General features: G+C 53.3%; 9 protein-coding genes and 6 tRNA genes. 6 read left to right on the top strand and 9 right to left on the bottom strand.

Translation table 11 applies throughout. The features are described 5' to 3' along the window. Positions 1-81: 81 nt before the first annotated feature. The 4 genes from HUF19_RS06505 (at position 82) to HUF19_RS06520 (ending at position 5,843) form a co-directional block, all read left to right on the top strand. A complete protein-coding gene (locus HUF19_RS06505) occupies positions 82-1,299 on the top strand; it encodes a WD40/YVTN/BNR-like repeat-containing protein (RefSeq protein ID WP_260999026.1) in 1,218 nt (405 codons plus the stop codon). Between the two features lie 2 nt (positions 1,300-1,301). Next, on the top strand, positions 1,302-3,785 hold the full coding sequence (locus tag HUF19_RS06510) for an efflux RND transporter permease subunit (RefSeq protein ID WP_260999027.1): 2,484 nt from the start codon (positions 1,302-1,304) through the stop codon (positions 3,783-3,785). A gap of 87 nt (positions 3,786-3,872) precedes the next feature. Continuing rightward, on the top strand, positions 3,873-4,658 hold the full coding sequence (locus tag HUF19_RS06515; RefSeq protein WP_260999028.1) for a hypothetical protein: 786 nt from the start codon (positions 3,873-3,875) through the stop codon (positions 4,656-4,658). A 171-nt stretch (positions 4,659-4,829) separates the two neighbouring features. Next, positions 4,830-5,843 (top strand): AraC family transcriptional regulator, encoded by a 1,014-nt coding sequence (locus tag HUF19_RS06520; RefSeq protein ID WP_260999477.1) that lies wholly within the window; start codon positions 4,830-4,832, stop codon positions 5,841-5,843. A gap of 359 nt (positions 5,844-6,202) precedes the next feature. Here HUF19_RS06520 and HUF19_RS06525 read toward each other — a convergent pair. The 8 genes from HUF19_RS06525 to HUF19_RS06560 all read right to left on the bottom strand — a co-directional run bounded on the left by HUF19_RS06525 (position 6,203) and on the right by HUF19_RS06560 (position 11,284). Then, positions 6,203-6,279: transfer RNA gene (locus tag HUF19_RS06525), tRNA-Asp, on the bottom strand. Between the two features lie 37 nt (positions 6,280-6,316). Next, positions 6,317-6,392, bottom strand: a tRNA-Val gene (locus HUF19_RS06530). Between the two features lie 59 nt (positions 6,393-6,451). After that, positions 6,452-6,528 (bottom strand) — tRNA-Asp (locus tag HUF19_RS06535). A gap of 25 nt (positions 6,529-6,553) precedes the next feature. Next, a tRNA-Val gene (locus HUF19_RS06540) sits at positions 6,554-6,629 on the bottom strand. A gap of 17 nt (positions 6,630-6,646) precedes the next feature. After that, positions 6,647-6,723, bottom strand: a tRNA-Asp gene (locus HUF19_RS06545). A gap of 43 nt (positions 6,724-6,766) precedes the next feature. Next, positions 6,767-6,842, bottom strand: a tRNA-Val gene (locus HUF19_RS06550). Between the two features lie 149 nt (positions 6,843-6,991). After that, the gene (locus tag HUF19_RS06555) at positions 6,992-10,141 is read right to left on the bottom strand and encodes an efflux RND transporter permease subunit (protein ID WP_260999029.1); all 3,150 of its coding nucleotides are present in this window, start codon (positions 10,139-10,141) and stop codon (positions 6,992-6,994) included. A 3-nt stretch (positions 10,142-10,144) separates the two neighbouring features. Beyond that, complete coding sequence (locus HUF19_RS06560; protein ID WP_260999030.1) at positions 10,145-11,284, bottom strand: efflux RND transporter periplasmic adaptor subunit; 1,140 nt, start codon at positions 11,282-11,284, stop codon at positions 10,145-10,147. A gap of 222 nt (positions 11,285-11,506) precedes the next feature. Here HUF19_RS06560 and HUF19_RS06565 point away from each other — a divergent pair, with 222 nt between their 5' ends. Together HUF19_RS06565 and HUF19_RS06570 are read left to right on the top strand one after the other, a co-directional pair. Further along, positions 11,507-13,411, top strand: coding sequence for an ATP-binding cassette domain-containing protein (locus HUF19_RS06565; protein WP_260999031.1), 1,905 nt, complete (start codon positions 11,507-11,509; stop codon positions 13,409-13,411). Continuing rightward, a complete protein-coding gene (locus HUF19_RS06570; RefSeq protein ID WP_260999032.1) occupies positions 13,408-13,878 on the top strand; it encodes a hypothetical protein in 471 nt (156 codons plus the stop codon). The genes HUF19_RS06565 and HUF19_RS06570 overlap by 4 nt, the downstream gene beginning before the upstream one ends. Positions 13,879-14,025: 147 nt before the next feature. On the opposite strand, the gene HUF19_RS06575 is transcribed toward HUF19_RS06570, so the two are convergent. Next, positions 14,026-14,817 carry a hypothetical protein gene (locus HUF19_RS06575; protein WP_260999033.1) on the bottom strand — a complete coding sequence of 264 codons (792 nt, stop codon included), beginning with the start codon at positions 14,815-14,817 and terminating at the stop codon, positions 14,026-14,028. Positions 14,818-15,006 lie beyond the last annotated feature (189 nt).

Consider the following 15,006-nt stretch of genomic DNA (forward strand, 5'->3'; position numbering starts at 1 on the left):
TAACAACTGGACGTTAGTCAATGATAAATCAGTCGGCTAGACTAGCCGCCTTCCGACATTACTATAAAAACGGAGCTCCTTATGTTTTCTGATTTGGTTCAGTCTTCCGCTCGTGCTACGGGAAGAGCGCTGGCGATAGGCTTTACCCGTATTGGGTTGATTCTTGGCGTTATACTCAGCGCTGTTTCAGCTCAGGCTGCCTGGCAAGACCCCCTTAATACTCCGGCATTACAGACTCAGCGTGCTCACCAGACACTGCTGCTGGATGTTGTCCGTGCCGACAGTCGCCTGATTGCAGTGGGCTCTCACGGCCACATTGTCTACTCTGACGACGACGGTTTGACCTGGGCGCAGGCTAAGGTACCGGTGTCGGTGACTCTTACCGCTGTTTATTTCCCGTCCGGTGATTACGGCTGGGCGGTTGGTCATGATGGTGTCATTCTTTACTCCTCTGACGCTGGTAAAACCTGGGTTAAGCAGTTTGATGGCTATCTGGCAAACGATGCCATTGTTGCCGCTGCAACCAAATCCAAAGAGCGCGCTCAGGATCAGCTTGAAGCCGCTGAGGCTGCCGGTGATGACGTTGCTATCGAAGAAGCTGAAATGGCTCTGGAAACGGCGACTTATGCCCTGCAGGATGCTCAGTACGATCAGAGCACCGGCTCAACCAAACCTTTCCTGGATGTGTGGTTCTACGATGCCAAGCGCGGTTATGCGGTTGGTGCTTATGGCATGTTCTTTTATACCCAGGATGGCGGTACCACCTGGGAAGACGTGTCTTCACGCTTGCCGAACCCGGATCGCCTTCACCTGAATGCGATTGCTATGGTTGGCCCACGCTCACTGGCCATGGTTGGCGAGATGGGCATGATTCTGCGATCCGATGATCTGGGCCAGAGCTGGCACACCATGGATTCGCCGTATGAAGGCTCTTTGTTTGGTCTGATTGCAGCCGGCGACAAGCAGATTATGTTCGGTCTGCGTGGTCATGTGTTCAGCTCCGTCGATGGTGGTATCAGCTGGGATGAAAAGCTGACCGGCAGTGAACAGACTCTGCTGGCCGGTATTGTTGGCCGTAAGCATACGCTGCTGGTGGGTAATGGCGGCGCGTTAGTCATGTTTGATGCTCAGTTACAGAATCCTCGGGCATCGATTCTTGAAGGGCGTAAGGCTTTTGCTGCTGTGGCAGAAACATCCGATGGAAACTTTATCATTGTTGGCGAGGCGGGGGTTAAGCGCCTGAATGCGGCCGGCGAGTTGATTGATCAGAGCATTAGCATGGCGGCGGGAGACTTTTAATCATGGCCGAACAAAAGCATCATTTTTCTACCGAGCCGGAACATTACATTCTGTCGAAAGAGACAGAGCCGGCGTTAGAGCGCATTCTGTTTAATAACCGTATGCTGGTTATGATCGTCCTGGGTCTGCTGACTCTGCTGTTTGCCTATGGCCTGACCAAGGTAAAACTGGACTCCAGCATCGAGAAGTACATTCCGCTGAATCACACCTTTATCCAGAATTATCTGGTGCATAAAGATGATATGAAGAGCGGTGTCGCCAATGTGAAGATTTCGATCGAAGCAATGGAAGGCGATATTTTCACCAAAGACTATATGGAAACCCTGAGCCAGATTAACGATGAAGTATTCTTCGTTAAAGGCGTTGACCGTTCCGGTATGCAGTCTCTGTGGACGCCGAATACCCGCTGGACGGAAGTAACGGAAGAAGGTTTTCAGGGCGGCCCGGTGATTCCGAGCACCTACGACGGTGGTCCGGAAAGTCTGGAACAGGTACGTCAGAACGTGCTGAAATCCGGTCAGGTTGGTCGTCTGGTATCCAACGATTTCCGCTCATCCATTATCGATGTGCCACTGGTTGAGTACGATCCGGAAACGGGTGAGAAACTGAGTTATCAGAAGTTCTCTCAGGATCTGGAAGATAAAATCCGCGCCAAATACGGCAATGATAAGTACCGTATTTACATCACCGGTACGCCGAAAAAACTGGGTGATCTGCTGGATGGCGCAAAATCCATTGCCTATTTCTTCCTCGCGGCGATGGTGATGACCGCCATCCTGCTGTACCTGTATTCCCGCTGCCCGAAAGGCACTCTGGTGCCTATCGTCGCGTCACTGATTGCCGTTGTCTGGCAGCTGGGTGCGCTGGCACTGCTGGGTTATACCATTGACCTGTACTCCGTATTGGTACCTTTCCTGGTATTCGCGATCGGTATCAGTCACGCGGTACAGATTATTAACGGTATCGCTATCGAGTCCGGTAAAGGTGCTGACAAACTGCAGGCCGCACGTCAGGCATTCCGTGGTCTGTATGTGCCGGGTATGCTGGCTCTGTTGTCTGACGCCATGGGCTTCCTGACGCTGCTGTTTATTGATATCGGCGTAATTCAGGAACTGGCGATTGCTGCGAGTATTGGTGTGGCGATGATTATCGTGACCAACCTGGTGCTGCTGCCAATCGTGATGTCCTTTATTGGTATCAGCGAAGCCGGTGTTCGCCATGCGAAGAAAACCGAAAAGTCTGAGCCAAAACTGTGGAAGGCAATGTCTTACTTTGCCAACCCGAAAGTGGCGCCATTCCCGATTGTGATTGCAATTGTTATGGCCATCTTCGGTTATCAGATGAGTCAGGATCTGAAAATCGGTGACCTGGATAAAGGTGCGCCGGAATTACGTGCTGATTCCCGCTACAACCTCGATAACGATTTTATGGTATCCAACTATTCAACCAGTTCTGATGTTCTGGTGGTGATGGTTGAAACCGCTAAAGAGCAGTGCAACAGCTTCAAGGTAATGGACGCCGTTGACCGCTTTATGTGGTACATGGAAAACGTTCCGGGTGTGCAGTCCACAACTTCACTGGTAACCGTCTCCAAGCTGGTTACCAAGGCGATGAACGAGGGCAACCTGAACTGGTCTGCGCTGTCGCGTAACCAGACCATTCTGAATACTTCAATTCAGCGTGCACCAAGCAGCCTGCTGAACCCTAACTGTTCTATGGCGCCGGTGATTGTTTACCTGAATGACCATAAAGCCGAGACTCTGGAAACCGCCGTTGCGGCCGTAGAGGAATTTAAGGCGCAGTACGACGACAATATTGACGAGAAGTATTTCGGCTACACCATTGCCGAAATCGAGCAGGCAATTGCCGATAAAGAAATCGACTCTGTACCTGTGCGCTTCCAGCTGGCATCCGGTAACGCCGGTATCGAAGCGGCCACGAACCAGGTAATCGCGGATGCGCAGGATACGATGCTGATCTTCGTTTACGTTGTGGTCTTTGTGCTGTGTTTTATGACCTTCCGCTCGTTCACTGCGGTGGCCTGTATCCTGATTCCGCTGGCACTGACTTCAGTGCTGAGCCAGGCGCTGATGACCTATCTGGGCATTGGTGTGAAGGTTGCGACATTGCCTGTGATCGCGCTGGGTGTGGGTATCGGTGTTGACTACGGTATTTATATCTACAGTCGTCTGGAAGTGATGATTATTGCCGGTAAAACGCTGCAGGAAGCTTTCCTGGAGACGCTGAAATCAACCGGTAAAGCGGTAAGTTTCACCGGTGTTACCCTGGCAATTGGTGTGGCAACCTGGATTCTGTCACCAATTAAATTCCAGGCCGACATGGGTATTCTGCTGACCTTTATGTTCCTGTGGAACATGCTGGGTGCCTTGATTCTGCTGCCGGCTCTGGCGCATTATCTGCTCAGCCCGCAACGCATTATTGCCCGTCATAAAGCACGCCACGGGGATATTCCTCCGGCAGGCTGAATGACAGAGAATTAAAACGGTGGCGCTGCCACCGTTTTTTTTGTCTTTTTCTTTCAGGGAAACAGAAATGAAAAGAAGGATACCGAAATGAAAAGTCCTCTGGGATTAAGCGCCGATTTGCCAGTCGCTGATCTGGTCAGCGAAGCTGTTTCGCTGCTGTGGTTAAAGCGTACTGCTGTGATCAGAATGTTTTTGCCGGCCATGCTGATTCTGGCGCTGGTCGACTGGAGCAGTTCCGTTTTTCTGGCAGAGGATGATTACATTAATCAGTTTGGTTTTCTGATTATATCGCTTCTGCTGAGTGTTGTTTTTGCTACCTCCTGCCATCGTTTTACGCTGTTGCCACAAGAGAAATGGGATGCCAATGCATTGCATGGTATGCGCCGTGAAGAGTTTCGTTATTTGCTGCGCGGATTGTTGCTGGGCGTGATTGCGATGGTGATTTTTTTCTGCACCATGCTGATTGCCATGCTGCTGTTGGGCAAGGATGATGCCTGGTTGGGTGCGGTTATTGGCGTGTTACCAGCGCTTTATATCTGGTCACGGCTGTCGGTAACCCTGCCGGAGCTGGCGCTGGGGCAGAAGACCGACCTTAAGCGGGCCTGGTTGTTAAGCGAAGGGAATGGCACGCGCCTGGTTCTGGTGGTGTTTATTGTACCGGTAGCTATGGCGTCGCCGTTTTTGATGCTGTTTATGCTCGATCATTCAGCGCTGCGTTATCTGGCGGCTTTTGGCACTTATATTACCAGTCTGATTTCGCTGGTGATGCTGTCGCTGTCTTATCGCTTTTTGCTGGATTTTTACGAGCCGCAAACCGCAGTATCTGAATCTGAAGCTGCCGATCAGCCGGGAAGCTCAGACTTTGATGCCTGAGTTGCATGTTGCGCTCTGATTAAAACCTGCTTATGCAGGTTTTTTTATGGATTTTTTTAATTCTCTGGCAGGCTTTGCGTGTAACCGCTGAGCCGGCAATAATGCCCATTCATTTAACAACAGACAGTGCTCATGAGACTCGGCGATATTTCAGTAGCTTATGTGGAATTGATGGCCCGTGCAGTAGAAGAACGTGGTGCCCGGCCTCAGGCTGTATTGGCTCAGTATCAGCTGGATGAGATAAAGCTGGCATCACCGGATGCACGTATCAGCATTCCGCGTTTTATGCGTATGGGCCATGCCTGTATTCAGGAATTTTCAATGCCCTGGCTGGGACTGGAGATGGGCCGTCTGACCTCACCTCCGGCGATGGGCCTGGCGGGTTTGCTGGCACAGAGTGCTGCTGATATCCGCAGTGCCTGCCGTGCATTAACGGAATATGAATTATTGTCGAGCTTTAATGCCCGTGGCCGTTCGCAGTTTCTGCTGGAAAAGGGCAGGGGCGTTGCGCAGTTTTATTCCATTAGTCCGTATAACGAATACAACCTGTTTGTCGTTGATTCGGTATTGTCAGGCTGGAACCGCTTTATGCAGTTGCTCAGTGGCCGTAATGACCTGCTGGCAAGGGTTGAATTTGAATTTTCGGCACCGGCTTATCGGGAGCGTTACAGCGAAATCTTTCAGTGCGAGGTTCATTTTGGTGCAGAGCGTAATGCGGTTGTGCTGCATGACTGGGCGCTGGATCTGCCGGTTCAGCAGCGTTGTGCATCGACGTATTCGGCATTAAAGCAACTGGCGGACCGCGAGCTGGAGCGGGTGCGCCTCGGTTTAACTTTCCGTGAACTGACAGAGCGCGCCATTGGCCCGCTGTTAAACGGTCAGACGCCAACCCTTGAGCAAGTCGCACAGCGGCTGAATATGGCGCCCTGGACGGTCAGGCGGCGTTTAACCGATGAGGGGTGCAGCTTTCAGCAGGTATTAAATGATACGCGGCGGGATCTTGCGGTGAGCTATGTGCGGGATACGTCGCTGACTCTGGGTGAAATAGCCTATGTATTAGGCTTCGGATCAGCGACGGCATTTCAGCGGGCATTCAAACGCTGGACTGGCGAGGCGCCAGGGCGTTTCCGCGAACGGTCGGGCAGAGCTTACATCTCTACCGCGTCGTCCACGTCGTCTTCGTAGTCGTCAAAACCGACTTCCAGAAGATCTTCGATGTAGTCAGACATAACTACCTCCATGTTCAGGATTATTGTTGTGGTTGTTTTACGTTAAGCACACCCTGTGCCAGAACGTACAACTGCAAGCGCTTCTTCAGAGCATGAATCTCTCTTAAAGTTCCTGTGTTCAGATCATTCAGCGCTAAGGCAGGCGTAAGTTAATTCTGTACTGTTACAGCAAGATGAAAACCGATGATTACTAGGAAAGGCAGATCAGAGAGGATACGTGCGAATCGGACAGAGGAAATCGGAGGATCTTTCAATACCAAGAGTGCGCCAGAGCGAACAGTTGGTTGGTACAGCTAAAGTAAAACGTTTTTAAAATGGCGGACTGGACGGGACTCGAACCCGCGACCCCCGGCGTGACAGGCCGGTATTCTAACCAACTGAACTACCAGTCCGCTGATACCAATCTTAAAGATCGTTCTTTAAGAATGATGGTGGGTGATGACGGGATCGAACCGCCGACCCTCTGCTTGTAAGGCAGATGCTCTCCCAGCTGAGCTAATCACCCAAAATGTGTCACTAAATTTTGTCACTTAACTGCAATCATTACCTGTCAGGGTAATGAAATGGCGGACTGGACGGGACTCGAACCCGCGACCCCCGGCGTGACAGGCCGGTATTCTAACCAACTGAACTACCAGTCCACTCTGTATCATTCACAAGGAATGATGGTGGGTGATGACGGGATCGAACCGCCGACCCTCTGCTTGTAAGGCAGATGCTCTCCCAGCTGAGCTAATCACCCAAATTCTGTATGAAAAATGGCGGACTGGACGGGACTCGAACCCGCGACCCCCGGCGTGACAGGCCGGTATTCTAACCAACTGAACTACCAGTCCATATTTTCATACGACCCTTACGGATCATTCACTTGTGCAGCTTTGGTGGGTGATGACGGGATCGAACCGCCGACCCTCTGCTTGTAAGGCAGATGCTCTCCCAGCTGAGCTAATCACCCCCTGCAAAGTGAGTGGGCATTCTACTCACGCGGATCTTTATGTCAACGCTATTTCTGAGATTTTTTTGATTTTTTTCAGTAACTTGCGGAAATTCTTCAAAAAATCGGCCGCTGTCCGGAAAGACACCGGCCGATTGTATAAAGCCTGATCAGGCTGAGGGTTGAGTGCTGTTTTCACCGACAACAGGCATTTGCCGGGTCTGCAGGTGACGTTTCTCACCTAAAACCAATAAACAGGGGGTCAGAATCAGCGTCAGTACGGTGGCGAAGGTCAGGCCGCCGGCAATGGCGGTCGATAGCTGTGTCCACCACTGCGAGGACGGCGCGCCCACGCTAAAGTGCTGATTGAGGATGTCGATGTTCCACTGCATCACCATTGGCAGCAGGCCGACCACGGTGGTAATGGCGGTCAGCAAAACCGGACGCAGGCGCTGGGCGCCGGTACGCAGGGCGGCATCAACCGGGTCGAGCCCCTGATGTATCAGCTGGTTATAGGTATCGATCAGAACGATATTGTTGTTCACCACAATACCGGCGAGGGCAATCACACCAACGCCGCTCATGACGATGCCAAACGGCTCGCCACGGATCATCAGGCCAAACAGTACGCCAACAATGGACAGGATGATCGCACTCATAATCAGACCGGCCTGGTAGAAGCTGTTGAACTGGGTCACCAGAATGGTGGCCATCAGGAACAGGGCGATACCAAAGGCTTTGCCGAGGAAGTCGCCGGTTTCGGCCATTTTCTCGAAATCACCACGGAAACGCGGTTCAACACCGGCACTGCGCCAGTCGAGGTCTTTGATCTTTTCCCCCAGCTGTTTGATCTTATCGGTGGCGTTCACGCCTTCGGTGACGTTGGCGGTTAAGCGATAGCGGCGCTTGCCATCGATGCGCACAATATCGCCCGATTTAGGCACGGCATTACGCTGCATAAAGTTGCTGACCGGCACCAGACCATAAGGCGTGCTGATATTAAAGGCTTCAAACTGATCAATGCTGCGGGTCTGCAGCGGATAGCGCAGCAGAATCTCAACTTCGTCATCACTGAAATCCGGCTGGAAGGTGCCGACTTTCTGGCCACCGGTAATCATACGGATCATGGCGCCGGTACTGGCGATATCGGTGCCGTAGCGGGTGGCTTCCTCGCGGTCAATCTGCAGTTGCCATTCAATGCCTTCCAGCGGCCGGTCGTCGCGTACGTCTTTCAGTTCCGGGTCGGCTTCGAAGATGGTTTTGACCTCTTCCAGCAGCGGCACCATGGCTTCATTGCTGGCGGCGGTAAACTGCAGCTGAATATCGGCACCGGCTGCCGGCCCGCCTTTTTTCTTCTGCGTTTCAATGATGATGCCGGCAATATCGGCCGTGCGGTGTTCAATGTCGGCCAGAATGCGGTTGGCTGAGCGGCGGTGTTCCCAGTTCACCAGCTCGATCTGAATACGGCCAATGACATCGGCGGCGGAATCAGAAGGGGCTTTAACGAAAGTGGCGGTGTACAGCGACTGAATTTCAGCCATATCGAAAATACGTTTTTCTACCTGCTGCACCAGCTGTTCACGTTCAAGCAGCGACAGGTTGCCGCGTGCGCGGACATCGACCATGCCGATGTCGGCGTCTACATCAGGGAAAAACTCGACGCCATTTCCCAGTGCGGCGTAGAGCACAAAAGAGCCGATCAGGGCGGCGATGGCCATGCCCAGTACCTGCAGCGGGTGTTTCAGGGCTTTCGCCAGCAGGCGCACATAACCGCCGGTAAAGCCTTTCAGTTCGTCAAAGCGGCCCTGTTCGGCGGCTTCAATTGCACTGAGGGCGCCGCTGTTGTGGTGGCCGTCACGGCCCATTACTGCGCCGATGGTCGGCACCACAATCAACGCCATAATCAGCGAAGCACTCAGGGTGTAAAGCAGGGTCAGCGGCAGGAATTTCATAAATTCGCCGGTGGTGCCGGGCCAGAACAGCAGCGGCAGAAAGACAGCCAGAGTCGTGGCTGTCGAGGCGATAATTGGCCAGGCCATGCGCTTGGCCGCTTCGCTGTAAGCCTGCAGTTTGGTCGCGCCTTCGGCCAGGCGGCGGTCAGCGTACTCGGTCACAACAATAGCACCGTCAACCAACATGCCGACGGACAGGATCAGCGAGAACAGCACCACCATATTCAGGGTGTAGCCCATCATGCTGAGTACAATCAGCGCCATCAGAAACGCGCCGGGAATGGCCATGCCGACCATCAGTGAGCTTCGCAGGCCGAGGCTGCCGAGCACCAGAATCATTACCAGTAATGTTGCTACCAGAACGTTATTGAACAGATCGTTGAGCATTTCTTTGATCTGTACCGATTCGTCCTGAGTGATGCCAACATCAATACCCGCCGGCCAGTAGGGTTTCACCTCATTGATGATGCTTTTGACCTGATCAAGGGTATCAATAATGTTGGAGCCGATGCGCTTTTTGATCTCCAGCGTGACCGCGGGCTTACCATTTACCCGCGCGGCATTTTTACGGTCTTTGTAAGCCAGGCGGCCGACCGCAATATCCTGAAACAGCACCACGGTATCGCCATCGGCTTTGACCGGCAGCTTGAGAATATCGGGGATGTTTTCAATCAGGCCGGGCACTTTAACGCCAAAACGTCCGGCGCCGGTATCCAGATCCTCGCTGGCGACCAGCTGGTTATTATTGCCCACCAGACGTGCCAGATCGTTAAACGACAGGTTGTAGTTATCCATACGCGCCGGGTCGACGATAATCTCGGCGATTTCGTCACGCTTACCCTGAATCGTGGCTTCGAGTACGCCGGGCAGGGCTTCGAGACGATCCTGCAGGTCTTCAGCGACGGCATAAAGCGCCGATTCATTCACTTCGCCGGACAGCGTCACCACCATCACCGGGAACAGGGCGACGTTAATTTCTTTTACCTTGGGTTCTTTGCTGTCGGTGGGCAGCTCGCCTTTGGCGTCATCCACTTTCTGGCGAACATCCAGCAGCGCCTGATCGATATCGACGTCGGTATAAAATTCCAGCGTGATCGACAGATGGCCACTGGTGGCGGTAGACACCATTTCTTTCATGCCGTCGAGGGAGCGCAGCTCTTTTTCCAGTGGTTTGTAAATCAGGGCGTCGGCATCTTCCGGCGAGATACCGTCATGGGTCACCGAGACGTATACAAAGGGTACGGTGATGTCCGGATTACTTTCTTTCGGGATATTGATCAGTGTGCTGATGCCTATCAGGGCGATCAGGCAGAACAGCATCAGTACCGTGCGCGAACGCTGCAGGGATGCATCAATCAGCGAGTTCATATCTTACCCCGCGCTTAATGCAGTGGCGTCAGCGTCGTCTTTCGGCGCTTCCGGCTGGGCACTGATTTCGCTGTCCTGCATATAGACAGGCTCAACCTGCTGACCGTATTCAACAAAGCCCTGACCAACGGTGATGATGTTGGCCTCAGACCCCAGACCGTAGACCCAGATGCCTTTGTTGTCGGCTTTCAGCAGGTTGACGCTGCGGAAGACCACGCGATTCTGTTCATCAATGCCTTTAAGCCCCAGTTGGCCTTCATCGTCCAGAATCAGCAGTGCTGGAGAAATAAAGTAGGCGTAGGTCGCCGGCTGCGGAATATGCAGTTTGGCGGTCAGGCCGCTGGTCATACTGCCGCCCGGGTTGCTGATTTCCAGCTCGAGTGGAAAGGTGCGGGTCTTGGCATCGGCTTCGGCGGCGATAAAACGTACCCGGCCATCGACGCGGTCGCCATTGATCAGCTCGGCATAGCCCGCATCGCCGATATTAATGTCGGCGGCGTCACGTTCGGACACCTGGCCTTTAACCAGAAACGGAGAGAAATCGAGTACGGTCAGTAAAGGCGAACTGTCTTTAACGAAATCGCCAATCTCAACCATGCGCTGGTCAACAATACCGGTAAAGGGGGCGCGGATTTTGGTGGCATTGAGCTGGATGCGGGCGTTGGTCAGTTCGGCTTCGGCATTGGCCAGCGCAGTAGCTGCCTGTGCCAGTTGTGATTCATTAGCCAGGCCGCGTTCACTCAGCTGACGGGCGCTGCGGGCCTCAAGCTGGCGTTGCTTCAGATTGGCTTCCGCCTGCTTTACCCGAGCCGGCCAGTCGCGGGCATCGAGTTCCAGCAGCAGTTCACCTTTTTTAACCGCGGCACCTTTATCTTTATGGATGGCGATCACTTTGCCGCGGATTTCCGATTTCAGTTCAACCCGGCGGTTGGCCGCGGTGTGGGCCGAAATGGTGATATTGCGGTTGACCAGTTCACCCTGCATGCGCTCAACCTGTACCCGGGTCAGGCCACTGTCCATTACCAGCGGGCGTGGGTTTTCAAACTCAGTATCGCTGCTGAGGGAGCCGGCTCCCATCCAGATAAACAAAGCCAGAGCGATGATCAGAGCGGCAATGTGTCCCTGATTCAGATGTATTGTCATTATTATGTACCGGTTAAGAGAACGGAATGCGCAAAAGGCAACGGAGCTGTTTAACGGTTGCCGATAGCAGATGCAATAGTCTTTTTTGCAAATCTATTTAAAACAGACTGTCTTTTATTTAGGACAAATGGCGGTTTGGCGTGATGCTGGTTCTGGCCGCGCGGTGATGACGCTTCCTCTGTATACTGTCGGCCTTTTCTCCGGCGGTAAGGTTAAGGCTCCATGGTATTAGTGCGTTTGAAACAGGCTGAGCTGGCGTTTGGCGATCACGTTCTGCTCGATAAGGTCGATCTTGATATTCAGAGCGGCGAGCGTCTGTGTGTGGTTGGCCGCAATGGCGAAGGTAAATCGACGCTGCTGAAGATTCTTAACCGTCAGGTACAGCCGGATGATGGCCGGGTGGAATACCGCGATCTGTTGCGTGTCAGTGCACTGCAGCAGGAATTGCCGCAGACCACTCATACCCCGGTCTATGACGTTATTGCCGAAGGTCTGGGGGAGGTTGGTCAGGCCATTGCCCAGTACCACGATGAAAGCGCCAAAGGCGCGGATGCTGACCTGAAAAAGCTGGAGCAGCTGCAAACCCGCATTGAAGCCGCCGATGGCTGGCGCTGGCAGCAGAAAGTGGAAGCCATTATCCAGAAGCTGAACCTGCCCGGCGAGGCGATGTTTTCAGAGTTGTCCGGTGGCTGGCAGCGCCGGGTGATGCTGGCGCGTGCGTTAGTGGTGGAACCCGACCTGCTGATTCTCGATGAGCCAACCAACCATATGGATGTTGCCACCATCGAATGGCTGGAAGAGCAGCTGAAGCAGTTTAACGGCGCACTGGTCTTTATCAGCCACGACCGGGCGTTTGTGCAGAATCTGGCGACCCGGATCGTTGAGCTTGACCGCGGTAACCTTTACCAGTGGCAGGGCGATTACCTGAGCTTTGTTGAATACCGCGAAAAGCGTCTGGAAGACGAAGCCACCCAGAATGCCTTATTCGATAAGCGCCTGAGTGAAGAAGAAAAGTGGATCCGTCAGGGCGTTAAAGCCCGTCGTACCCGTAACGAAGGCCGGGTCGAACGGCTGAAAGAAATGCGCAAAGAGCGCAAGGCGCGCCGTGAAGTGCAGGGCAGTGCCAATATCAGCATGAATGCGGCCGAATCTTCCGGTAAGCAGGTGTTTGAAATCGAACATCTGACCTACGCCTGGAAAGACGTGATGCAGGTTAACGACTTCTCCACCACGGTCATGCGTGGCGACCGTATCGGTCTGATCGGCCCTAACGGGGTGGGTAAGAGTACGCTGCTGAAATTATTGCTGGGCAAGCTTGAACCACAATCCGGCACCATTAAATGCGGTACACGACTTGAAGTTGCCTATTTTGATCAGGCCCGACATCAGCTGGATGAAGAAAAATCCATTGCCGATAACGTCGCCGACGGCAAGGATCAGGTCGAAGTGAATGGCCAGAGCCGCCATATCATCGGTTATCTGGGCGACTTCCTGTTTGCTCCGGCACGGGCACGTACGCCGGTTAAAGCGCTGTCCGGTGGTGAGCGTAACCGCGTATTGTTGGCCAAGTTATTCCTGAAACCCTGCAACCTGCTGGTGATGGATGAGCCGACCAACGATCTGGACGTGGAAACCCTGGAATTACTGGAAGAGCGTCTGATGGAATATAAGGCCACGCTGCTGCTGGTCAGTCACGACCGTGCCTTTATTGATAACGTTGTTACGCAGCTGTGGGTGTTCGGTGAAAACGGCGTGATCGACGAGCAGGTGGGTGGTTATTCCGACTGGCAGGAACGGATGAAAGCCCGTGCCGCACAGGCCAGCAGTGCATCGGCTGGCGCCAGTGATAAGGCTGTTAAAAAAGACGAGCCAGCCCCGGCCGTTACGGCTGCCGAACCCAAGAAAAAGCTGTCGTACAAACTGCAGCGCGAACTGGATCTGCTGCCTGAACAGATTGCCGCAGCGGAAGCGAAGCGCGATGCGCTGGCCGCTCAGACCGCCGATGCCAACTTTTATGGTGGTGATGCGGCACAGGTGCAGGATGTGCTGGCCCAGCTGGCCGATGCGGAGGCCGCTCTCGAAGCTCTGGAAGAACGCTGGCTGGAGCTGGAGGAAATGACCTCATGATCTGGTTGATTGTAAGTGTGGGTGTTATGGCCATTATCGGCTCAGTGATGATGCTGAGACCAAGTCCGCGCGATACCCGTCTGGCAGCATTGCGCTTTGATGCTATCCGTAATGGCCTGCAGGTGCGCAGCTTTACTTTTAAACCGGATGCGGCGAAAACCGGTATCCGCAATGACATTCCGGGCACCAGTTACACACTGCTGCGTCTGGGTAAGCAGCAGGGCGGGGAGCTGAAATTCCGCGTGGTTGGCCAGGCCGGCTGGGACACTGAAGGCTTGCCCGAAGGTCTGAGCTGGCATAACCAGGGCAGTGCCGCCGATGCTGAGCTGATCAGCCGTATGCTGCCACAGCTGCAGGACAATCTGCTGATGCTTGAGGTGTACGAAAACCGTGTGACGCTGATGGCTTCGGAAAACCAAACGGCCAGTGCGGCGGCCTATCAGCATTTTATGGAAGCGTTTTTTTAAGCGCTTCGGCACAAAAAGCCCGCATATCTGGCTCCCACGCTCTGTGTGGCAGCCTTTGCCGTTAGCGTTGCACTCCCACGCGGAGCGTGTGAACGAGAAATAAAAAAAAGCCCGCATTCCGCGGGCTTTTTTTATGTGCTGTGTCTGTTATTGGAACATCGACTCCAGTTCTTCCAGATGCTCGATGATCCGGTCGTTATAACTGACAACCAGAAACGGCACGGTGTTCTCGTTGTAATTCTTGATGCGTTCTTCCATAAAACGCCATTTGCTTTTAACACTGCCCATCAGGACTTCGGTCTTCTGAGATTTGACCATGCCCTCAAGCTCAGTCAGCTGTTGCTGAAAGTCTTCGGCCATTTCTGTCAGGGTGCGGGAGTAGTTACCCATAAATACCTGACCCAGATTGGTTGTACCGCGGGCGGCATACTGGGAGGTGATTTCTTCCATCAGTAAAGCAAGGTCGCGGGCTTTCTGTACGATCGGACTAGGTTTGATACCACTGCTTTGTTCCAGTGTGCTGTAGGCTGCCGATGCCTTGTTCACGATCTCCATGCTCTTACGGCCCATTTCATCGACCAGGCGCACATTGGGATAGCCCTGCTTCAGCATATCGTTACGGTTGATGGTCATCAGTTCTGACAGCTTTTTCCAGTCGACATTGATACTGGCAATGCTGTCGCCCATACCATTGATAGAGGCGAGCTGGAGTGCGCTGGTCAGGCTTTCTTCGAACCTCTTCATGCTCTGGTCAATGCGGCGCTCGTATTTGCTGTCGGCATCCAAACCAGAAAACATATAAAAGTTGGTGACGGCGTTGGTCGCGGCAAGGCGCATGTGTTGTAAATCGGTCAGTAATTGTTGTGGGGTCGCCAGTGCGGCCTGGCTCAGTAACAACAGAACCACCAGTCGTGCGGTGTTGAAGGCTAGACGCATCATGTTTTCTTCTTTTTGTTTTAGATAGTTGTCGTGAAAGAATGACATTCTTTCCTCAGGCAGTGTATGAGATAGGTCATTTTATCCCTATAGGACATTACAAACTGTAACAAAAATGAACAAAAAGTAGCTTAATGCGCCAGGCCGGTGCGCTGGCATTCTGTTGTCTCGTACCCGTGACCGGGTTCCTGC

The organism is Thalassolituus hydrocarboniclasticus (genome assembly GCF_025345565.1).
Lineage (GTDB): Bacteria > Pseudomonadota > Gammaproteobacteria > Pseudomonadales > Oceanobacteraceae > Venatoribacter > Venatoribacter hydrocarboniclasticus.